The organism is Thiobacillus sp., assembly GCF_018780105.1.
Classification (GTDB): Bacteria; Pseudomonadota; Gammaproteobacteria; order Burkholderiales; family Thiobacillaceae; genus Thiobacillus.
The window spans coordinates 18455-41051 of the sequence record NZ_JADMKC010000053.1; the positions used below are offsets into that span (position 1 = coordinate 18455).

Consider the following 22597-nt stretch of genomic DNA (forward strand, 5'->3'; position numbering starts at 1 on the left):
GGCAGGAGTACTTCAGGGCTGGCGATCTTCCCAGTCATCCCACGCCACGTCGTAGCGCTTGAGATAGCCGCTGACGGCCACGCCCACGGTCGGGAAAAACATGTCTTCGCCCAGCCGCGCAAACAGGCCGAAGCGCTTGAGCTTGTCCTTGACCGGGTCTTTCATGCCGGCGAAGCAGAGTTCGATGCCGGCCGCTTGCAGCGTTTCGTCCAGTTCGGCCAGCATGTCGGCGGAGGTCACGTCCACGCTGGTGACCGGTTCCGCAGACACCACCAGCCAGCGCACCGGCGTGGGCGAGTTCGACACCGCATCGAGCACGCGCCCCTGGAACAATTCTGCGTTGGCGAAGAACAGCGGCGCATCCCAGCGGAACAGGACCAGGCCGGGAATCCGCCGGGCGTCGGGATAGCGCGTGATGTCGTGGTAGCCCTTGATGCCGTCGGCGCGGCCCAGCACGGCCGAATACGGCCGCCAGCCGTCCCACAGGAATTCGATCACGGCGATCAGGATCGCCAGGCCGATGCCGGGGATCGCGCCCAGCGCCGCGACGCCGACGGTGCAGACGATCGACAGCCAGAACTCCCAGCGCTGGATCCGGTAGATGCGCCGCAGGTCGGCGAATTCGAACAGGCCGATGGCCGAGGCGATCACCACCGCAGCCAGTGCGCTGGTCGGCAGGTTCTGCAGCAGGTCGGGCGCGACCAGCAGCAGCAAGGCCACGCCGAGCGCGCCGACGATGCCGGTCAGTTGGGTGCGGGAGCCGGCGGCTTCGGCGACCGGCGTGCGCGACGAGCTGCTGCTGATCGGAAAGCCCTGGAAAAACCCGGTAGCCAGGTTGGCGATGCCGAGCCCGACCATTTCCTGGTTCGGGTTAACGTAGCTGCGGGTGCGCGCGGCATAGACGCGCGACAGCACGCTGGTGTCGGCGAACGCGACCAGCGCGACGGCGCAGCCGCCGATCACGACGGGGCCGATATCGGCATAGGTGATCCACGGAATGGAAAATGCCGGCAGGCCCTGCGGCAGCGAACCGAGGATCGCGACATCCGCGCGCGTTCCCAGGTCCAGCACGCCCACGGCGACGGTCGCGCCGATCACCGCAACCAGGATGCCGGGAATGCGCTTGTGGCCTTTGAGCAGCAGGATCACCGCCAGGGTGCTGGCGCCGACCGCGAATGCGGCCCAGTTCGCCATGCCCGCGTGCACCGAGGTGGCGATGGCCCACAAGTCCCGTAGCGGGCCGCTGCCTTCGATCGAAAAGCCGAACAGCTTGGGCAGCTGGCTGATCAGCACCGTCAGCGCAATACCGTTCATGTAGCCATAGCGGATCGGCTTGGACAGCAGTTCGGTGATGAAGCCGAGGCGCGCCAGACCGGCCGCGATGCTCACCAGCCCGGACACGATCGCCATCATGCTGGCCAGGGCGATGGCACGCATCGGGTCGCCGCCGGATTGCTGCAGCACGACGGCGAGGATGACGGCGACCAGCGCGGAGTCCGGACCCAGCACCAGAATGCGGCTGGGCCCGAACAGCGCATACGCCAGCAGCGGGACGATGGTGGCGTACAGGCCGTAGATGCCGGGCAGCCCCGAGGCGACCGCATACGCGATGCCGACCGGCACCAACATCGTCGTCAGCACCAGCCCGGCAACAATGTCGTGCCGCAGCCAGGATGCGTCGTAGCTGCGCAGGATTTGCAGCCCCGGCAGCCAGCGCAGCCAGCCCGCCTGGCTGGCCTCCCTGTCGGGACGCGGAATGCGGCCGGGTTCGGGATCCGGGTTCGTAGCAGTGGAGTCGCTCATGGGGCATGCCGGAGGGTGGGATACCCGATAACACTACCCCCGGCATCCGCCTGCAACAAGCTGCACGCGCGCGTTTATGAAGCCGCACCCTCCGGAAAGCATGTTCACCTGTCTGACACACGCCTGCTATAAAAGATACGCGCAGGAATGATCGCGTCCAACCCACAGGAGTCCCCATGAACCCCGCGTCCCGCACCCCGCTCGCCCCCGACGAACTCAAGCGCATCCACGCCTGGTGGCGCGCCTGCAATTACCTCGCGGTGGGCATGATCTACCTGCGCGACAACCCGCTGCTCAAGCAGCCGCTCAAGGTCGAACACGTCAAGCACCGCCTGCTCGGCCACTGGGGCGCGAGCCCGGCGCTGTCCTTCACCTGGGCCCACCTCAACCGCCTGATCAAGCGCGACGACCTCGACGTGATCTTCATGGCCGGCCCCGGCCACGGCGCGCCGGGCGTGCTCGGCCCGGTCTATCTGGAAGGCACCTACTCCGAGGTCTATCCGGACAAGAGCGCGGATGCGGAAGGCCTGCAGAAATTCTTCAAGCAGTTTTCCTTCCCCGGCCACATCGGCTCGCACGTCACCCCGGAAACCCCGGGCTCCATCCATGAAGGCGGCGAACTCGGCTACAGCCTGTCGCACGCCTACGGCGCCTGTCTCGACAACCCCGATCTGATCGTCGCCTGCGTGGTCGGCGACGGCGAGGCCGAGACCGGCCCGCTCGCCACCGCCTGGCATTCCAACAAGTTCATCAACCCGATCCGCGACGGCGCGGTGCTGCCGATCCTCAACCTCAACGGCTACAAGATCGCCAACCCGACCATCCTCGCGCGCATCAGCCACACGGAACTCGAAGCGCTGTTCGTCGGCTACGGCTACACGCCCTACTTCGTCGAGGGCGACGACCCCGACACCATGCACCAGGCGATGGCCGCCACGCTGGAAACCGCCATCGCGAAGATCCGCGCGGTGCAGCAGGCGGCGCGCGCCTCGGGCGTGGCGGAACGGCCGCGCTGGCCGATGATCGTGCTGCGCTCGCCCAAGGGCTGGACCGGGCCGAAGGAAATCAATGGCCACAAGGCCGAGGGCTCGTGGCGCTCACACCAGGTGCCGTTCTCCGACGTGCGCAGCAACCCCGCCCACCTGCAGCTGCTGGAAGACTGGATGAAGAGCTACCAGCCAGAGGAGTTGTTCGACGCCGACGGCCGGCTGGTGCCCGAACTGCGCGCGCTCGCGCCCACCGGCACGCGGCGCATGAGCGCCAACCTGCACACCAACGGCGGCCTGCTGCGGCGCGACCTCAAACTGCCGGACTTCCGCAACTACGCGGTGGACGTGCAGCAGGCCGGCAAGGCGCTGCACGAAAACACCCAGCCGCTGGGCGAGTTCCTGCGCGACGTGATGCGCGACAACCCGACCAACTTCCGCCTGTTCGGGCCCGACGAAACCGCGTCCAACCGGCTGCAGGCGGTGTACGAAGTCAGCAAGAAAGTCTGGATGGCCGACCTGCTGCCGGAGGACGCCGACGGCGGCGAACTGTCGCGCGACGGCCGCGTGATGGAGATGCTGTCCGAGCACACGCTGATCGGCTGGCTGGAAGGCTATCTGCTGTCCGGCCGCCACGGTTTCTTCCACACCTACGAGGCCTTCGCCCACGTCATCGACTCGATGTTCAACCAGCACGCCAAGTGGCTGGACATCAGCAAGAACCACGTGCCGTGGCGCGCCTCGGTGGCGTCGCAGAACATCCTGCTGTCGTCCACCGTCTGGCGCCAGGATCACAACGGTTTCTCGCACCAGGATCCCGGCTTCATCGATCTGGTCACCAACAAGAGTCCGAGCGTGACGCGCATCTACCTGCCGCCCGACGCCAACACGCTGCTGGCGGTGGCCGACCATTGCCTGCGCTCGACCGACTGCATCAACGTCATCGTCGCCGACAAGCAGAAGCACCTGCAGTTCACCACCATCGACGAAGCGGTGGTGCATTGCGCCAAGGGCATCGGCATCTGGGCGCGCGCCAGCAACGATGCCGGCGTCGAGCCCGACGTGGTGATGGCCTCGTGCGGCGACGTCGCCACCCAGGAAGCGCTGGCGGCGACCGCCATCCTGCGCGAGAGCCTGCCCGAGCTGAAGCTGCGCTTCGTCAACGTGGTCGACCTCTACAGGATGCAGCCGGCGAGCGAGCACCCGCACGGCTCGACCGAGCGCGAGTTCGACAGCCTGTTCACCACCGACAAGCCGGTGATCTTCAACTTCCACGGCTACCCCTGGCTGATCCACAAGCTCGCCTACCGCTTCAAGAACCACGAGAACCTGCACGTGCGCGGCTACAAGGAACGTGGCAACATCAACACGCCGCTGGAACTGGCGATCCTCAACCAGACCGACCGCTTCACCCTGGTGATCGACGTCATCGACCGCGTGCCGGGGCTGGCCGCGCGTGCGGCGCATCTGAAAGAGCGGATGAAGAACGAGATCATCCTGAATCTCGCCTACGCGCACGAACACGGCACCGATAGCGACGACATCACCAACTGGGTGTGGCCGTATTGAACGGGGCGCAGACATCAACGGGCGCAACCGAATTATCATATGGGCAGGTGCGATCTCTGGCGCAAGCCGTGCTGGCGCCGCAACCCGAATCCAGAATTCAGAACCCGGAATTCAGCTACCGACCTCAACCGATTGACTAAGGCGAACCCATGGCGCTTCATCCCCTCGCAGGCAAACCCGCTCCCCAGGACATGCTCGCCGACATCGGCGCGCTGCGCGATGCCTACAGCGCACGCAAACCCGACGTCGCCGACAAGGCGCAGCGCGTGAGTTTCGGCACCAGCGGCCACCGCGGCTCGTCGCTGCGCACCACTTTCAACGAAGGCCATGTGCTGGCGATTTCGCAGGCGATCTGCGAATACCGCGCAGGCCGCGGCATCGACGGCCCGCTCTTCATCGGCAAAGACACCCACGCGCTGTCCGATCCGGCCTTCGTGTCCGCGCTGGAAGTGCTGGCGGCCAACGGCGTCGCCGTCATGGTCGACCGCGACGACGGCTACACCCCGACGCCCGCCGTCTCGCACGCCATCCTCACCTACAACCGCAGCCGCACCACCGGGCTGGCCGACGGCATCGTCATCACCCCCTCGCACAATCCGCCGGAAGACGGCGGCTTCAAGTACAACCCGCCGCACGGCGGCCCGGCCGACACCGACATCACGCGCTGGGTCGAAGACCGCGCCAACGCACTGCTGGCCGACGGCCTCAAGGACGTGAAGCGCATGGCCTACGCCGCCGCGCGCAAGGCGGCGCACGGTTACGACTACGTCGGCACCTACGTCGACGATCTGGGCGCGGTGCTCGACATGGACGCGATCCGCGGCGCCGGCCTCAAGATCGGCGTCGACCCGCTCGGTGGCGCCGGTGTGGCCTACTGGCAGCCGATCGTCGAACGCTACGGCATCGAAATCGAGATCGTCAACAAAACGGTCGATCCGACCTTCGGCTTCATGAGCCTGGACTGGGACGGCAAGATCCGCATGGACTGCTCGTCGCCCTACGCCATGGCCAAGCTGATTGCGCTCAAGGATCGTTTCGACATCGCCTTCGGCAACGACACCGACCACGACCGCCACGGCATCGTCACCCGCGCCGGACTGATGAACCCCAACCATTTTCTGGCGGCCTCGATCCACTACCTGTTCACCCACCGTCCCGACTGGCGTGCGGACGCCGCAGTCGGCAAGACCATCGTCAGCAGTAGCATGATCGACCGCGTCGCCGCGCAGATCGGCCGCAAGCTGGTGGAAGTGCCGGTGGGCTTCAAGTGGTTCGTCGACGGCCTGCACGACGGCTCGATGGGTTTCGGCGGCGAGGAAAGCGCGGGCGCGTCCTTCCTGCGGCGCGGCGGCAGCGTGTGGACCACCGACAAGGACGGCATCATCATGGATCTGCTGGCCGTGGAAATCATGGCGAAGACCGGGCGCGACCCCGCCGAGTATTACGGCGACCTCACGCGCGAACTCGGCGCGCCGGTGTACGCGCGCATCGACGCCCCTGCCTCGGCGGCGCAGAAAGCGGCGCTGCTGAAACTGTCGCCGCAAAACATCGACGCCAGCACCCTGGCCGGCGACCCCATCGTGTCCATGCTCACCGCCGCGCCCGGCAACGGTGCCGGCATCGGCGGGCTCAAGGTGGTCACCGAGCAGGGCTGGTTCGCGGCACGGCCGTCGGGCACCGAGGAGGTCTACAAGCTGTATGCCGAAAGCTTCCGCGGCGACGCCCATCTGCAACAGATCCAGCAGGAAGCGCAGGCGATCCTGAGCAAGGCGTTCGCCAGTTCGGCGGGCTGAAGACGCGGCGCGGCAATCCGGGCGCAGGCGCATGAGCGGCAACGCCATCCTGGTCGTCAATGCCGGCTCGTCGAGCCTGAAGTTCGCGCTGTTTCGCCTCGACACGGCCGACTCCCTGCAACTGGCGGTGCGCGGCCAGATCGACGGCATCGGCAGCCGGCCGCAGTTCAAGGTGAAGGACGACGCGGGCCAGGCGCTGGCCGAACGCGAACTGGAGGTCACCGACGTGCGCGAGGTGAAAGATGCGATCGCACTCGCGGGCCTTTGGCTGAGCACGCACTTTCCGGGCGAAGCCCTGCTCGCCGTCGGCCATCGCGTAGTGCACGGCGGCGCCGACTACGCCCAGCCGGTGCGCGTCGACGACGCGGTGTTCGCCGATCTGGAAAAGCTCACCCCGCTCGCCCCGCTGCACCAGCCGCACAATCTGGCAGCGATCCGCGCGCTGCGCGAGACGCGACCCGAGCTGCCGCAGGTCGCCTGCTTCGATACCGCGTTTCACCGTACGCACCCGCAGCTGGCCGATCTGTATGCGCTACCTTGGGACTACTACGAGGCCGGGGTGCGGCGCTACGGTTTTCACGGGTTGTCCTACGAATACATCGCGTCGGTGCTGCCGCAGGTCGCGCCTTCAATTGCACAGGGCCGCGTGATCGTCGCGCACCTCGGCAGCGGCGCCAGCCTGTGCGCACTGCGTGCGGGCAAGAGCGTGGATTCGACCATGGGCTTCTCGCCGCTCGACGGCATCCCGATGGGCACCCGGCCCGGCGCGCTCGATCCCGGCGTGCTGCTCTATCTGGTCGGCCAGCGCGGCATGACGGCCGCGGCGCTGGAAAAGCTGCTGTACAAGCAATCCGGCCTGCTCGGCCTGTCCGGCGTCAGCAACGACATGCGCCTGCTGCAGGAAAGTGCCGAGCCGCGCGCCAAGCTCGCAGTCGACTACTTCGTGCATTACGTTGCCAAAGAGATCGGTGCGCTGGCCGTCGTGCTCGGCGGACTGGACGCGCTGGTATTCACCGCGGGCATCGGCGAGAACGCACCGGCGATCCGCGCGCGTATCGTGGCTGCCTGCGGCTGGCTCGGTATCACACTCGATAGCAATGCCAACCAGCGCGGCGACGCCTGCATCTCGACGGCGGACAGCCCGGCCTCGGCCTGGGTGGTGCCTACCAATGAAGAACTGATGATCGCCCGCCACGCCCTCACGCAGGTGCAGGGCGAGTAAAGTCGGCACGACAACCAAGGGAGCCGGAATGGACGCAAAAACCCCCAGCATGAAAGACACGCCACGCGCGGGCTTTGCCGCAGACATCCTGCCCGGCCTCACCACTGCCGCCGTGGTGGTCCCCAAGGCGCTGGCCTACGCGACCATCGCGCTGCTGCCGGTGCAGGCCGGCCTGTTCGCCGCCATGCTGCCGATGGCCGTGTATGCGCTGCTCGGCAGCTCGCGCCTGCTTTCCGTCAGCACCACCACCCCGATCGCGATCCTGTGCGCGGCCGCCATCGGCGAAGCCCTGCGCGTCGACCCCACGCTGGCGCCGCTCACCGCCGCCGCCACGCTGTCGCTGCTGGTCGGACTGATGCTGATCGGCGCGCGCGTGCTGCGGCTTGGTTTTCTCGCCAACTTCATTTCCGAGCCGGTGCTGACCGGATTCAAGGCGGGCGTCGGCTTCGTCATCGTGGTCGACCAGTTGCCCAAGCTACTCGGCATCCACATCCACAAGGAAGGCTTCTTCCGCGACGTGGCCTCGATCGTCGCGCATGTGCCGGAGCTGTCGTGGGCCACGCTCGGCGTCGCCCTCGGCACCTTCGCCGTCATCGCCTTCGCCAAGCGTTTTCTGCCGAAATCACCGGCGCCGCTGCTCGCGGTGGCGCTCGGCATTGCCGCCTCGGCACTCATCGGGCTCGAAGCCGCCGGCGTGAGCGTGGTGGGCGCCATCGAGGGCGGACTGCCCCGTCTGCAAATGCCGCAGCCCGGCCTATTCGAGGCGATGTGGCCGGCCGCCGCCGGCATCGCGCTGATCTCCTTCACCGAATCGATCGCGGCGGCGCGGGCCTTCGTCCGCCGAAGCGATCCGCCGCTCAACGCCAACCGCGAACTGTTCGCCATCGGCGCCGCCAATGCCGCGGGCGCGTTCATCGGCTCGATGCCGGCCGGCGGCGGCACCTCGCAGACCGCGGTCAACCGCAAGGCCGGCGCGCGCACGCAGGCGTCCTCGCTGGTCGTGGCCGCGGCGGCGTTCGCCACCCTGCTGTTTCTGGCGCCGGTGATCGCGCTGATGCCGCACGCCACCCTGGCGGCCGTGGTCATCGCCTATTCCATCGGGTTGATCAACCCGGCCGAGATGGTCGCCATCCGCCGCGTGCGCACCATGGAATTCCGCTGGGCGCTGTTCGCCTGCCTCGGCGTGATGGTGCTGGGCACACTCAAAGGCATTCTGGTCGCCATCGTGCTCTCGCTGGTGGGCCTGATGTGGCTGGCGAACGACCCGCGCGTGTACGAAATCCGGCGCAAGCCCGGCACCAATGTATTCCGCCCGCGCAGCCCCGAGCACCCGGAAGACGAAGCCCTCCCCGGCCTGCTCATCGCCCGCCCCGAAGGCCGCATCTACTTCGTCAACGTCGGCAACGTCGGCGGCAAGCTGCAAACCATGCTCAAGGAGCATGCCCCGCAGGTCGTCCTGCTCGACTGCTCCGCCATGCCCGGCATCGAATACACCGCGCTCAAGATGCTGGTCGAGGCCGAGGAACGACTGCGCGGCGAAGGCACCGAACTGTGGCTCGCCGCGCTCAACCCAGAAGTGCTGGAGCTGGTGCAGCGCACGCCGCTGGCGGAACGTCTGGGACGCGAGCGGATGTATTTCACCGTCGAGCAGGCAGTGGAGGCATACGCGGCGCGGCAGGCTGGCGGGGCTGGGGTTTGATCTTCCGGGTTGCGGAGGATTTCCATGGTTTGCGGGTCGGATTCCGGCCCTGAACAGCCGGTCAGCTTGGTAGCCATCAAGGTCTGCTATTCGGAAAAATGCGGTTATTCAGGCAATTCGGCTTGCAGAGTTTTTAATTGGTAAGCGCTTATGCTGAAGGTCATGCAGATCAGGAATTGAAAAGATGAATTGGAAAGAAGGCCTCCGCCAGACTGGCGTACCAGCCGCACTCGGAGCGGCCTTATTGTTTGGGGCGGGAACACCGCTCGCAAAGTGGCTGCTTGATGCTGTAAATCCGTGGATGTTGGCAGGACTGCTCTATTTGGGTTCAGGAGTCGGCCTGTCACTTTATCGTTGGCTGAGCCGTGCCCCTGCCGTTCGGCTTCCCCGGAATGAAGTGCCGTGGTTTGCCGGGGCGATTTTGTCTGGTGGGATCATCGGCCCAGTACTGTTGATGTTTGGGCTGACGGGTATGCCTGCATCCGGAGCGTCTCTCCTGCTGAATGCCGAAAGTGTGTTCACCGCGTTGCTGGCGTGGTTTGTATTCAAGGAGAACTTCGACCGGCGCATCGCACTGGGCATGCTTGCCATCGTGGCCGGTGCGGTTGTCCTGAGCGTTCCCTCAGGTGTGAGTATTTCCGGACTGTGGCCGACACTGGCCATCATTAGCGCGTGTTTCGTTTGGGGTGTCGACAACAACTTGACCCGCAAGGTGTCACTTACCGATGCCACCTGGATCGCTTCGGTGAAAGGCTTGGTATCAGGTGTCGTCAATCTGGGTCTGGCCTTCTCGCTAGGCGCGTCGATGCCGGCATTGCCAAATTTGGCAGGAGCAATGTTTGTTGGCTTGCTTGCCTATGGGGTGAGTTTGGCGCTATTCGTTGTAGGCCTGCGTCACCTCGGTACTGCACGCACTGGCGCTTATTTCTCGGTCGCGCCATTCTTCGGGGCCTTGCTCGCTGTAGTGATGGGGGAGCCGGTCACAATACCGTTGCTGATGGCCGGTGCATTAATGGCGCTGGGCACGTGGTTGCATCTGACCGAGCGCCATGAGCACGGACACCAGCACGAAGAGATGGAACACAGTCACGAACATGTCCACGACGAACACCACCTGCACGACCATGACTATCCGGTGTCACCCGCCACCAAACATAGCCATCGGCACCAGCACGAGCCGCTGATCCACACGCATCCACACTTCCCAGACGCTCACCACCGGCATGGCCATTGAAGGTGGCAGATTTAAACTATCCAATAACACTTGAAGGTCTGCTTAAGGCTGATATGCGAGCGAGTTTGGTATTTGCTTGGCCGTCCCTTCATGGCCGATTCCTGCCCTCGGCTACCGGCCGAAAGCGGTCACCACCCCACGAACACACCGATCCTAATCGGGATGCGCCGCGAAGAACTCCAGCGCGTTCCGGGTTTTCGGCTCCTGGACGCCGCTGAGGGCGATGCCGCAGCGGGCGAGGTAGGCCTTGAACTCGGCGATGACCTGGAAGGCTTCTTCCGGCAGGCACTTGGTGGAGACTTCGAGGATGCGCGAGCCGTCGGGGTAGAGCCACATTTCTACGGTGATGCCGCGCTCGAAATCCTTCGGCAGGTGCTTGCCCTTGAGCAGAAAAACCGGGCCCATCGTCACCAGCGAATCCAGCGATAGGCCCGCCGGCGCGTGCGCTTCGTAGAACGCCCGCTGCGCTTTCGAGAACAGTTCGCTGAGCGGGGTGTCGCCGGCGCTCACGTCGAGTATTTCCTTGTTGGTGCAGGCGCCCTTGAACGAGGCCGAGCAGACGAAACCGCCCGGCATCATGTCCAGTTCGATCTTGAAGCCTGCAGTGCGCCGCAGGTCCGGATCGACGTGGTCCGGTTCCACCGGACGCAGCTTGATGACGGTGTCGCCGCGCCCGCCCTGGATGCGCCGGGCCCGCACTACGACGCCGGCCTTGAACAAGTCCAGGTTAGGGGTGTCGAAAAAGAAGGCCTGCCGCGGCTGTGCCTCGACCGGGTCGAGCTTCAGGCGCTTGATCGTCGCCCGGTGCCCGGTGGCGGGGATGGTCAGCTTCAGTTCGATGCTGGTGGATTTTCTACTCAGCGCGAATGCTTTGGCCACGTCCTCGGCGCTGAGGACCGCCGCCTCCGGTTCGGGCGCAGCCGGTTTGGCCATGGCGGGTTTGGTCGTTCTTGGCTTGGCCGCTCTTGGCTTGGTCGCTGCGGGTCTGGTTGATGCGGGCTTGGTCACTACGGCCTTGGCGCTCGCGGCCCGGGTACGCGGGGCACTCGCGGGCTTGGTGACCGGTGCGCGGGTTGCGGTTTTTTTGCTGGCGGGTGTGCTCATGTCGGCTGTCCTTTTCTGTTTGCTGCGTGGGGGGGGTTCAGACATCGAAGCGTTCGGCCAGCACGCCGTGGCGCAGGCCGCGGTCGCTGACTGTGAAGCTGTCCTTGCCCAGCTTCTCCATCACGGTGCGGACGATGCAGGCGCCGGCGAGGATGACTTCGGCCCGCTTCGGCTGCAGGCCGACGATGGCACGGCGGGCATCGGCATCGCGCGTGCGGTAAAGCTCGATCTGGCGATCAATCTCGGCGCGATCGAGGACGGTGCCCTGCACGACAGACGGATCGTAGGTGGCGAGCCCGTGTTTGACTGCGGTGAGGTTGGTGACCGCGCCGCCCATCGCCACCAGCAGGTCGGGCACCGGACGCCCGTCGATGCGCGACAGGTCGGCCGAGATTGCGGCCATCGCTTCGCGCAGGGTGTCGGGCGAGACAGCGCCGTCGAGACCAAAGCGTTCGGTGTAGCGCACAGCGCCGACGTCGACGCTGAAGCGATCGTCAACGCGCTCATCCTGGCCGAAGGTGAATTGCGAGCTACCGCCGCCGGTGTCGAACACGACAAGCGCGCCGCTCTTCAGGCCGAGCCCCGACTTCGCTGCCAGGTAGGCCAGCCGGCCTTCTTCTTCGCCGGAAATCACGTCGATATGCACGCCGGTGCGCGCCTCGATGGCGGCGACGACCGCGCTGCCGTTCGCGGCAATGCGCAGGCCGGCGGTGCCCACCGCGGCGAGCGCCCGCACGCCGTGCCGCTTCGCTTCGTCGGCCATGTCGGCGATGGCGACGACAGCACGCTCCAGTGCGGCGTCGATGATCCCGCCCTGCTGCGCGAGCCCTTCGCCCAGACGCGTCAGCTCGGCGCGGTCGACGAGGGTGCGCCAGTGTCCGGCGCGGTCGCGTTCGGCGATGTGGAACTTGATCGAATTGGTGCCGGCGTCAATGACGGCGTAGCGTTCCGGCTCGTCGTCGATCAGCGCCGCCAGCCCTTTGGGATAGCTGGTGTTGGTGTAGCCACCGAGGCCGAGGCTGCGTACGGCGCGGACCACCGCTTGCGCATCCGTCGACTCGACGGCGAGGGTGCGGGTGGGTTTGCCGTTCGCAGTCACGTCGGAAAGCTCGGCCGTGCAGCCGCCGACTGAGTAGCGGACCCGCCGCTTGTGAACGTCAACTTTTCGGATCGCGCCGCCCGGCTGGGCGAAGGCTGCGATGAATGCGTCGAGGGTGTAGCTGGCGCGGGCCAGCTCGGGCAACGGGAGCTTGAGCGATTCGAACACGCGCGTCACCTCGCTGGCCGGGAGCGGAAATCCCGCTTTCATCACCGGCGTCCACTGCTCCAGACCCGCTGCGTTGACCTCCCGCAGCACCTTGATGTCCATCAGGTCTGCGCGGACCTTCACATTGTCGCCGGCGCCGGAAAGCAGATAGACCTCGTCGCTCTCCTGCACGCCTTCCGGCGTCAGCGCCGCCAGCTGCGCCTCGGCCTCGCCGAAGCTCCGACCAAACGAGCGCCATTCCCAGCGCGGTATGATTTTTTCCATGATTGATTGTGTGCTCTATGAAAGGTTTGTTATTGCACTGCACCGAAAAACAGAATCCCTGTTAGTGCTTTAACTCTAAGCCGTGCAAGTCAGCTGTCAATGCGCGACCTGACGTAAACTTGAAAAACCGGTTTCCCCACCCTTCGCGAATGGATAGACATCTTGTGCTGACCCATACCGTTTACACGCCGCCCACAGCGGCCACCCCACGATGAGACCGCATATCTGGGAACGGATGCGGCGGTTCTGGGAGGCTGACCGCGGCCTGTCGATCATCCTCGCACTGCTTGTCATCACCGTCTTTGTGCTGCCCGTGCTGCTGACACCCGACTCAACCGGGCGACTCGTGAGCAATCTTGCCTTTTCTGTGCTGCTGGTCGCAGGTGCATTCACTACGGCCGAATCGCGCCGGGTGCGATTTACCGTGGTGACGCTCACGGCAGTTGCGCTGCTGGTGCGCTGGACCGATGCCATCGCACCGTCGGACACACTCGCCATCGGACGCGAAGCCACCACCCTCGTCATGCTCTTGCTGTTTGCCGCGGTCGTGGCAGCACGGGCCTATCGCAGCGGCCCGGTCACCCATTACCGCATCCAGGGTGCCGTCGCCGTGCTGCTGCTGCTCGGGCTGGTTTGGGCCAGCGCCTACGAACTGCTGTACCTCATTCATCCCGATGCCTTCAGCGGCGCGGTCGGCAACGCGCCCGGCGCGCTGACGTGGATCTATTACAGCTTCGTGACACTCACCACCATGGGCTACGGCGACATCACGCCGGTTCACCCGATCGCGCGTTCGCTTGCCATCTCCGAAGCATTGGCTGGACAGCTCTATATTGCCGTGACGCTCGCGCGACTGATGGCCCTGCACGTCAGTACCGGCAACAAAAATTAGCGATAAAAAAACGGGCGCGCGGTGTGCGCTGCCGTTGTTCCATTGACCTGAACACGCCTGAAGGGAATGTCGATGCGCCTGAAGTTTTCCGTTGCATGGCTGTTCGTGTTCATCCCGATCACGCTTGCGCTCGAACATTTCGGCGTAGCGGATCCGCTGCTGTTCTTTTCGGCGGCGCTCGCCATCGTGCCCATCGCCCACCTCATCGTGCACGCCACCGAGCAACTCGCCACGCGCACCGGAGACGCCATCGGCGGGCTGCTCAACGCGACCTTCGGCAACGCGCCCGAACTCATCATCGCGTTCGTGGCACTCAAGGCCGGGCTGTTCGACATGGTGCTGGGCTCGATCGCCGGCGCGATTCTGGCCAATCTGCTGCTCGCGCTTGGCATCGCCTTCCTGCTGGGCGGCCTGCGTCATCACGATCAAGACTACAACCCGGTGGCCGCCCGGGTCTACAGCTCGATGATGCTGATCGCCGTCATCAGCCTCGCCGTGCCGAGCGCGTTCAGCCGCTTCTTCGCGCCGGAGGAAACCATCCGCCAGGAGATGCTGCTCAACATCGGCCTCGCCTTCGTTCTGCTCACCGCCTATGTGCTGTATCTCGTATTCATGCTGAAGACGCACGCCGGAATGTTCGCCAGCCGCGGCAGCCCGGACCAAGCGGACGATCACGGCCCGCACTGGAGCCTGCCGCGCGCGATCGGCAGCTTGGTCGGCGCCTCGGTGCTGGCGGCGTGGATGAGCGAAATCCTGGTCGGCGCGGCCGAAGGCACCGGGACGGCGCTCGGCATGTCGCAACTGTTCATCGGCATCGTGTTCCTGGCGGTGGTCGGCGGTGCGGCCGAAAGCCTCTCGGCCATCGCGATGGCGCGCAAGAACCGGGTCGACATGGCGGTCGGCATCGCGCTCGGCAGTTCGATCCAGATCGCGCTGTTTGTGGCACCGGTGCTGGTGCTGGCCAGCTATTTCGTTGCGCCGCGGCCGCTCGATCTGGCCTTCGGGCGAGCCGAGGTCGGCGCGCTGTTCATCGCCGTCCTGATCGGCAGCATGGTGGTCAGCGACGGGCGCTCCAACTGGTACAAGGGCGTCCAGCTCATCACGGTCTACGCCATCATCGCCTTGATGTTTTACCTGATGCCGGATTTGGCGACCACGGGTTAAGCCACCGCCGATTGTCTCCCCGCTCAGAGCTGCGACTCGATCGGCAGCAGCCCGAGCAGCCATACCGAGAACCGCCGCATCGCGCCGACTTCGGGTTCGCTCAGATAGCGGCGCTCGCCCGCGGTGCCGGCCTCGACCCACTCGATGTGCGCGTGTCCGGACGCATCGACGACGCGCTCCAGCCGCCAGGCGATGCTGTCGAAGTTGCGCTCGATCGTGCCGGCAACCTCTTCCGCCAGCGGCGGGCTCTCGCACACCACGCCGATTTCGGTGTTGAGCTGGATCGAGCGGGGGTCGAGGTTGAGCGAACCGATGAATACGGCACGGCGGTCGAACACGAAGGACTTGGCATGCAGCGAGGCGCGTGAGGCGCCGAATGCCTTGGCCTTTTTCTCCGCATGGGCCGGCTGGACGGCCCCCGGCTTGAGTTCGTAAATCGCGACGCCGCCCTCGAGCAGCGCTTCGCGGTAACGCTGGTAGCCCGAATGCACCGCGCCGACATCGGTGGCGGCGAGCGAGTTGGTCAGTACGGTGACGCGAATACCCCGCTTCACCAGCCCGTTCAGCCAGGCGACGCCCGCCTTGCCCGGGATGAAATAGGGCGAAACGATCAGCAGTTCCTGCTGGATCTGCGCGCTGATACCGGAAAACTGCGGCAGCAGATGCCCCTCGGTTACATCCGGCGCACGGCCGATCTTGGCCGGATCGTCATACAGCAGCGTGGCCGCGCCGCGGAAAAAGTTCGGGTGTCCCGAGGTCCAGGCCTCGACGAAGCGCTTCCCCGTTTGCGTGACATAAGGGCTGTCGCGGTTCGCCTCGATAAAGGCGGCGAGATCGGCGCGCAGCCTGGCGAGACTGGCGCTGTCGGCGCTGCGCCCAAGCAGCGACGCAACCGGATAGGACGACGGCGCATTCCAGTACTGGTCGAAAGAACGCGACACCTCGGCGACGACCGGGCCGAGCGTCAGCACGTCCAGATCGTCGAAGGCCACCTCGCTGGACGCGTCGAAATACTCGTCGCCGATGTTGCGGCCGCCCAGGATCGCCGCCTGGTTGTCGGCGACGAAAGCCTTGTTGTGCATGCGCCGGTTGACGCGGGAAAAATCGGTGAGCATGCCGAGCCCGCGAAAGCTGCGCGAAGCCAGCGGATTGAACAGCCTGACCTCGATGTTGGGGTGGGCTTCGATCGCAAGCAGGGTCTCGTCGTTGGCGCGCGCACCGACGTCGTCCAGCAGCACCCTGATCCGCACGCCGCGATCGGCCGCGCGCAGCAGCGCGTGGGCAAAGATGCGGCCGGTGAGATCGTCGTGCCAGATGTAGTACTGGACATCGAGCGAGCGCTGCGCCGCATCGGCCAGGACGATGCGCGCCAGCAGCGCGTCGATGCCGCTCTTCAGCGGCAGGAATCCGTTGTCGCCCGGAAACCCCTGCAACACGGCCTGGCTTTTCTGCCCCAGCGCCGTCGTGGCAGTGTCCTGCAGGGCATGCGACACATACTGCGCGCCATTGTCGGGCAGGCTCGCGCAGCCGCCGAACAACAGGCCCAGCATCGCGAAGAGCAGCCCGCGCGACACCGTCAGCGGCCCGTACAATCGAGGCGGATATCGCTGTATTCGCCGACGGCCTTGCCGCCGGTGTTGTCGGTATCGGTCATCACCGCCACCCCCAGCACGCGACCGGGCGCGCTGCCGAAGGCGCGCTTGTAGTCGGCGACGAGGTTGCGCTGCACCGACTGCCACTGCCCCAGGCCTTGCGCTCCGGACGCCACCGCCAGCATCTTGACCTGACTGGTATGGGCCGAGGGAATCACGGCGCCCGCCGGAACGTGATCGCTCCAGATATACATCAGGGTGGCGTACGGCGCATCGCGCCCGGTCAGCGATTTGGCACGCTGGAAACGTTTCTGCTCGGCTTCGGGCAAGGCCGTCTTGTCGCCGTCGAACGCGACCAGCACGCGCAGCGACGCGTCCTCGCGTTTCTTGTCGCGGTTGTCGGCATCCGCCACCAGCGCGTCGGTCTTCCAGCGCCATTTCAGGCTCGCGGGAACGCTCGCCGGTTTGAGCAGGGCCACATAGAGCGAGGCCGAGCGGTCCGCTGTCCCGCGCAGCACCGCATGGCCAGCTTCCTGCGCCTGGGTGTAGACCGTGTCGCGCTTGAGTTTCGACAGCGGCTGATGCGCCCAGCCGGCTGCTGTCTGGCCAAAGCCCAGGTCATGCGCCACACAGGGAGACGCCGCTTGAGCCGATGCGCTCCACGCCAGGAATAAAGACAGAGTGATGCCGGATAAAGAATTCATGTTTGGGGTTCGGTTTCAAGGACGGGAATATTCGAAACAGGTCGTCGCGACGTGGTTCAGCCTGCAAGTCAGTATCCATAGGCCGGCGGGCAGGGTCAATCCTCTGATTCATGCGGATCGTGGCTATAATTTTTTGGCGCGCTGCCTGTTCAACATGGCCGCCATGCAATTGAACAGAGACGTGTCGAGTGAAAACTGAAAACGAAAAACGCATGCAGGTACTGGATCCGGTCGATCGCGTATCCGAGATCATCTTCGGCCTGATCATGGCGCTGACCTTCACCGGAACGATCAGCGCAGCGACCGCCGGGCGCGAGGAAGTCCGCACCGTGTTGTATGCCGCGCTCGGCTGCAACATCGCATGGGGGCTGGTCGATGCAGTCATGTATCTGATCCGGACGCTGACCGAACGGACGCGCAAGCACACCCTGTTGCAGCGTATCCGCAGCGTCGCCGACCCGTCCGATGCCCATGCGATCATCGCCGGGGAACTACCCGCGCGTCTCGGCGCCTCGATCGGCGCCGACAGTCTGGAAGACATGCGCCAGCGCCTCCTCGCCCTGCCCGTGCCGGCGCGTGCGCGCCTTAGCCAGGATGATTACATCGGCGCCCTGTGGGTGTTCCTGCTCGTCGTTCTGGCTACCTTTCCGGTCGTGATTCCGTTCATTTTCATCGCCGAAACTGCGCTGGCAATGCGCGTGTCGAACGCCATCGCACTGCTGATGCTGTTCGCGGCGGGTCATGCCTACGGGCGTCATGCAGGCGGCGTACCCTGGCGGTCCGGCCTGGCCATGATGGCCATCGGCGCGGCGCTGGTGCTTGCCACCATCGCGCTCGGGGGGTGAGCATGCGACTGTCAACCTTCGCGGCCGTACTGCTGATGCCGGCTCTGTGCGCAGCGCAGGAAGGTGCGAACCACGTGCCACTGCAAACTGACGCCAGCGCGTCCGGCTGGGCGTTTGCCGCGACCGGCTACTACTACGCGCTCGACGATCAGGACAACTACTTCTCCGCGATCGCCACCGCCGATCGCGACGCGCTGCATCTCGAAGCGCGTTACAACTACGAGGCCATCGACAGCGCTTCGCTGTTCGCCGGTTGGGCGTTTGCCGGCGGCGATAGCGTGAGCTGGGAAATCACGCCGATCATCGGCGCGGTCATGGGTTCAAAACACGGGATCGCGCCCGGGCTCGAAGCGAGCGCAGCCTATGGCATGGTCGATTTCTACATCGAGGCCGAATACGTGGTCGACCTCGATGTGCGCGATGACAGCTTCACCTATGCCTGGAGCGAGCTCGGGCTCACGCCGCTGGCATGGCTGCGCTTCGGCCTCGTTGGCCAGCGCTCGCGCGCCTACGATAGCGAGCGGGATATCCAGCGCGGCGGGTTCGCCCAGCTGACCGCCGGCCGGTTCACGCTCGGCGCCTATGTCTTCAATCCGGACGACAGCGCCGACCGCTTCGCGATCGTCTCGTTCGGCGCAAGTTTCTAGGTCCGGTTAACGCTTATCCCGCTGTCCTGCCATTCCATTAGAATGAATTTCAGCCTTCACTTTTAATCTACCCCGCCGAGGAGATCATCATGAGCAATCCTACCGAAGACGCAGGCGTCATCCAGGCCCTGCTTGAACGTCTGAATACGCAGCGGCTGCCGCTTGCGCTTGATCTGAAGGCCCGGGTCGACCGTGGCGAAAAACTCAGCGATTACGACATCAGCAAGCTGGAAGAGATTTTTGCCGATGTGCAGACGGCGCAGCCTTTCGTCGAACGGCAACTCCAGCTTCACCCCGAACACCAGAATCTGGTCGCCAGCCTGCTGCACCTGTACAAGGAAATTCTCGACAAGGCGACAGAGAACGAAAAACCGGCCTGAGCCCGGACGGCTACCCGCGGCGCTACAGGTAGCGATGCGCCGTGGCCAGCAGGTTTTCCTGCTGCGGAAGATCGCCCGGGATGATCGACACCAGCAACAACACGCTACGCTGTCCACGGGCGTTGTGTAATTCGGGTAACACGATGTCGTGTGCGGCGGCATCCTGCGCATCGCGCTGGATGTTCATGCTGTCCAGCCGCATGCACACATTCTCAATTTTCAGTTGCTGTTCGGCCTGCGACAGCAGGTCCGCAACACATTCCAGGTGCGTGCCCAGTACGCCGGAATCCGCGCCCAGTTCCTGCAACTGCTGTTCGACGTCCGCCAGATCGCTCTGCAGACTGGCTGGATCGGCCGCTTCAGCTTCATCTTCGGCGTCCGCTGCATCGAAGCCCCAGCCGTTGCGCGCCAGCGTAGCCAGTTTGTGCCGCAGCACATCGCGCTGACGAACCAGATCGGCGCGCTCACCACGCATCTCGACGATGCGCGCCAAAGCCAGCGCCAGCAGGTGGTCGAATGCGCGGCGCTTGAGAAGCCGGCGGCTCTCCGCTTCGTCCTCTGCCGCCTCCATCAATTGATGCTTGCGAAAGCTGACTGTCACTTGCGCCACGTCGCGCCGCAGCTGGCCGCCCACCTGATCGACGCCGAGCACATTTTTCTCGACCCGCTCGGCCATCAGCAGCGCAGTCACCCGTTCGGCGGCAACCGATGCCTGCTTCATGTACGCATTCAACGCTCGATCGCGGCCGAACACTTCCTGCATCTGCGCGGCCGACACGAATAACGCGGCCAGGCGCGGGTCGGTGCTGAAATCCTCGCGCCCCGCCGCCAGCGGCGCAGGCAGGGCATCGATCAGCGCCACGACATGATCGACGGCATGGATGACCGGCTTGCGCAGACTATTCCGGTAGCCGGGAAGATGCCGCAGCCTGGCGTCGGTTCCGTCCACCGCGCGCTCGATCGCGGCTTCGATCAGCGACTCGGGATAGTGGCTGCGGCTTTTTTCACCGCCGAAAAAGGACTGGAACAGGTTCAGCATGACGTTCGCCTTGGCATGACCTGACGCGGATTCAATAACGCTCGGGAATCCAGCGGCGCTTGGTCATGGTCGCCTGGTCGTCGTAAGCATTTTTCATGTTGCGCTTCGGCAGTTTGACCTTCGTGCGCGGCTGTCGCACGTAGGGAAGCTGCTCCAGCAGATGCGTGATCAGGTTCAGGCGCGCCCGGCGCTTGTTGTCGGAGTGAACGGTATGCCAGGGCGCGTAGTCGGTGTCGGTGGCGTCGAGCATCTGGTCGCGCGCACGCGAATAGTCGTACCAGCGCTGGCGCGAAGGCAGGTCCATCGGGGAGAGTTTCCACTGCCGCACCGGGTCTTCGATACGCGCAGTGAAACGCCGCTCTTGTTCCTCGTCGCCGACTTCCAGCCAGTATTTGAGCAGGATGATGCCGTTCGCGACGACGAGGTGTTTTTCGAAAGCAGGGCACATCTCCAGAAATTTCTTGTGCTGCTCATCGGTGCAGAAACCCATCACTTTCTCTACGCCTGCGCGGTTGTACCAACTGCGGTCGAAGATCACCACTTCGCCCGCCGCGGGGAAATGCGTCAAGTAGCGCTGCGCATAGATCTGGCTCTTTTCCCGGTCGGAGGGCGCCGGCAAGGCCACCACCTTGAAGACGCGCGGGCTGACCTTTTCGGTAATGGCCCGGATGGTGCCGCCCTTGCCCGCTGCGTCGCGGCCTTCGAAAATAATGATGATGCGCTGTCCGGTGGCCTTCACCCAGTCCTGCACCATGCACAGTTCGGCCTGCAGTTCGCGCAGCTTGCTTTCGTATTCGCGACGCTTCAATTTGGGCGACTCGCTTTCCGCAGCAGCCTTCTTTTTGATGACGGATTTTGATTCGGGGGGTGCGTTTTTTTTGCCCATGTGCGTCTCCGGTTGAATTGGCATAGCCGTTTTGAGTCTAGGGTTGAAAGCGCACCGAGGCAAGCCTGGCAACCGCGGCGGAAGTGCGCCACGGCTTGCCTGTCGATAGCCCGGCCTGAGCAATTCTGGCACACTGGCGCAGCCGCTTTGCGGCCTGATGACAGCACCTGCCAGCGGCAGAAGAATGCATCGCTCAGACAGGACACATGACGTTCCAGAACGGGAATACACATGAATTGCACGCTGCCTGCCCTGACCTCCGCTCACCTGCCGGGTGAGTCTTTTCAACCGTGCTTCAGCGGTTCAGCCCAACAACCCCTGCCCATGTTCGCCACCCCCCGCCTTCGTCTGCCGCTCGCCCTCGCCGCCCTTGCCCTTCTGCTGACAGCTTGCTCGAAAGAGACGCCGCCGCCGCAACGCCCGGCGCCCGCAGTCAGTGTGATCACCACCCAGCCACGGGACATTCCCTACACGCCGAGCTTTGTCGCACAGACCGAAAGCTCACGGCAAGTGAACATCGTGGCACGGGTGTCGGGCTTTCTCGACAAGATCGTGTACCGCGAAGGCGAACTGGTGAAGGAAGGCCAGCTGCTGTTTCTGCTCGACCCCAAACCCTTTGAAGCGCAGCTGGCCGCGGCACGCGGCGAACTGCAGTCGCAGCAGGCGCGCTTCACCACCGCGCAGGCGAACCTCGGCCGGGTGAAACCGCTGGCGCAGCAAAATGCCTTGTCGCAGTCCGACCTGGACCGCGCCCAGGGTGAATTCGATTCAGCCAAGGCAGCCGTGTTCTCGGCGCAGGCCAAGGTGACCGAAGCCGAACTGAACCTGAGCTACACCCGCATCCATTCTCCGGTGACCGGCCTGGCCAGCAACTCGGTGCAGCGCCAGGGCGCGTACCTGAATGCGATGTCGCCCGACTCGACGCTCACCTATGTCGCCGCCATCGATCCAGTGTGGGTTACCTTCAGCGTGTCGCAGAATCAGGTCGCGAAGTGGCGCGACGAGCGCTTGAAAAAACGCATCGTCTCGCCGAAGAACGACAACTATGAAGTCGAAATCCTGCTGGCGGACAACGCGCTGTATCCCTATCGCGGCAAGATCAATTTCGCCGACCCCTCGTTCAGCCAGGACACCGGCTCCTTCATGGTGCGCGCCGTGCTGCCCAACCCGGACAAGCTGTTGCGGCCGGGGATGTTCGTCACCGCGAACGTCCATGGCGCTATGCGGACGAATGCCATCGTGGTGCCGCAGCTCGCTGTGCAGCAGGGCTCGAATGGTCACCTCGTTTACGTGGTGAACCCTGCGGGCAATGCGGAAGTGCGTCCGGTGGTGGTCGGCGACTACTACGGCGCAAAGGACATCGTCATCCTCAGCGGCCTGCATGCCGGCGACCGGGTTGTGGTGGAAGGCGTGCTCAAGGTGGTGCCCGGACAGCCGGTGAAAATCGTCGAGCCGGCCGCACCCGCTGCAGCAGCGCCCCAAGCAGCCCAACCCTGAGCGAGCGCGC

18 protein-coding genes are annotated in these 22597 nt (G+C 64.9%); 11 read left to right on the top strand and 7 right to left on the bottom strand.

The window, feature by feature from the left end:
• Positions 1-12: 12 nt before the first annotated feature.
• Complete coding sequence (locus tag IV098_RS15370) at positions 13-1803, bottom strand: SulP family inorganic anion transporter (RefSeq protein ID WP_296890627.1); 1791 nt, start codon at positions 1801-1803, stop codon at positions 13-15.
• Positions 1804-1979: 176 nt separating this feature from the next.
• On the opposite strand from IV098_RS15370, the gene IV098_RS15375 reads away from it, so the two are divergent.
• The 5 genes from IV098_RS15375 (at position 1980) to IV098_RS15395 (ending at position 10306) form a co-directional block, all read left to right on the top strand.
• A complete protein-coding gene (locus tag IV098_RS15375) occupies positions 1980-4358 on the top strand; it encodes a phosphoketolase (protein WP_296890629.1) in 2379 nt (792 codons plus the stop codon).
• 149 nt (positions 4359-4507) lie between these two features.
• Positions 4508-6151, top strand: a complete 1644-nt coding sequence (pgm, locus tag IV098_RS15380; RefSeq protein ID WP_296890631.1) for a phosphoglucomutase (alpha-D-glucose-1,6-bisphosphate-dependent) — start codon at positions 4508-4510, stop codon at positions 6149-6151.
• Between the two features lie 31 nt (positions 6152-6182).
• Positions 6183-7373, top strand: coding sequence for an acetate/propionate family kinase (locus IV098_RS15385; RefSeq protein WP_296890633.1), 1191 nt, complete (start codon positions 6183-6185; stop codon positions 7371-7373).
• Between the two features lie 28 nt (positions 7374-7401).
• Positions 7402-9072, top strand: coding sequence for a SulP family inorganic anion transporter (locus IV098_RS15390; RefSeq protein WP_296890635.1), 1671 nt, complete (start codon positions 7402-7404; stop codon positions 9070-9072).
• Positions 9073-9256: 184 nt separating this feature from the next.
• Positions 9257-10306, top strand: a complete 1050-nt coding sequence (locus IV098_RS15395) for a DMT family transporter (RefSeq protein ID WP_296890637.1) — start codon at positions 9257-9259, stop codon at positions 10304-10306.
• 153 nt (positions 10307-10459) lie between these two features.
• Here the strand turns inward: IV098_RS15395 and IV098_RS15400 are convergent, their stop codons facing one another.
• A complete protein-coding gene (locus IV098_RS15400; RefSeq protein WP_296890639.1) occupies positions 10460-11410 on the bottom strand; it encodes a hypothetical protein in 951 nt (316 codons plus the stop codon).
• A 37-nt stretch (positions 11411-11447) separates the two neighbouring features.
• The gene (locus IV098_RS15405) at positions 11448-12941 is read right to left on the bottom strand and encodes a hypothetical protein (RefSeq protein ID WP_296890641.1); all 1494 of its coding nucleotides are present in this window, start codon (positions 12939-12941) and stop codon (positions 11448-11450) included.
• 211 nt (positions 12942-13152) lie between these two features.
• Between IV098_RS15405 and IV098_RS15410 the strand changes: the two genes are divergently transcribed.
• Both IV098_RS15410 and cax read left to right on the top strand, forming a co-directional pair.
• The gene (locus IV098_RS15410) at positions 13153-13833 is read left to right on the top strand and encodes a potassium channel family protein (protein WP_296890642.1); all 681 of its coding nucleotides are present in this window, start codon (positions 13153-13155) and stop codon (positions 13831-13833) included.
• Positions 13834-13905: 72 nt separating this feature from the next.
• Positions 13906-14997: a calcium/proton exchanger gene (gene cax, locus IV098_RS15415; RefSeq protein ID WP_296890644.1), complete on the top strand. Its 1092-nt coding sequence runs from the start codon at positions 13906-13908 to the stop codon at positions 14995-14997.
• Between the two features lie 23 nt (positions 14998-15020).
• Here cax and IV098_RS15420 read toward each other — a convergent pair whose 3' ends face one another.
• Positions 15021-16589 (bottom strand): phospholipase D family protein, encoded by a 1569-nt coding sequence (locus IV098_RS15420; RefSeq protein WP_296890646.1) that lies wholly within the window; start codon positions 16587-16589, stop codon positions 15021-15023.
• The gene (locus IV098_RS15425) at positions 16574-17293 is read right to left on the bottom strand and encodes a DUF3047 domain-containing protein (protein WP_296890648.1); all 720 of its coding nucleotides are present in this window, start codon (positions 17291-17293) and stop codon (positions 16574-16576) included. Before IV098_RS15425 ends, IV098_RS15420 begins: the two co-directional genes overlap by 16 nt.
• Positions 17294-17481: 188 nt before the next feature.
• Here IV098_RS15425 and IV098_RS15430 point away from each other — a divergent pair, with 188 nt between their 5' ends.
• From IV098_RS15430 to IV098_RS15440, 3 genes are all read left to right on the top strand, one after another.
• Complete coding sequence (locus IV098_RS15430; RefSeq protein WP_296890650.1) at positions 17482-18138, top strand: VIT1/CCC1 transporter family protein; 657 nt, start codon at positions 17482-17484, stop codon at positions 18136-18138.
• 2 nt (positions 18139-18140) lie between these two features.
• Positions 18141-18785, top strand: coding sequence for a hypothetical protein (locus tag IV098_RS15435; RefSeq protein WP_296890652.1), 645 nt, complete (start codon positions 18141-18143; stop codon positions 18783-18785).
• Positions 18786-18874: 89 nt separating this feature from the next.
• Positions 18875-19165 (top strand): hypothetical protein, encoded by a 291-nt coding sequence (locus IV098_RS15440; RefSeq protein WP_296890653.1) that lies wholly within the window; start codon positions 18875-18877, stop codon positions 19163-19165.
• Positions 19166-19187: 22 nt separating this feature from the next.
• Here IV098_RS15440 and IV098_RS15445 read toward each other — a convergent pair whose 3' ends face one another.
• On the bottom strand, positions 19188-20204 hold the full coding sequence (locus IV098_RS15445; RefSeq protein ID WP_296890655.1) for a hypothetical protein: 1017 nt from the start codon (positions 20202-20204) through the stop codon (positions 19188-19190).
• A gap of 31 nt (positions 20205-20235) precedes the next feature.
• Complete coding sequence (gene ppk2, locus IV098_RS15450; protein ID WP_296890657.1) at positions 20236-21090, bottom strand: polyphosphate kinase 2; 855 nt, start codon at positions 21088-21090, stop codon at positions 20236-20238.
• A 324-nt stretch (positions 21091-21414) separates the two neighbouring features.
• Here ppk2 and IV098_RS15455 point away from each other — a divergent pair, with 324 nt between their 5' ends.
• Positions 21415-22587, top strand: a complete 1173-nt coding sequence (locus IV098_RS15455) for an efflux RND transporter periplasmic adaptor subunit (RefSeq protein WP_296890659.1) — start codon at positions 21415-21417, stop codon at positions 22585-22587.
• Positions 22588-22597 lie beyond the last annotated feature (10 nt).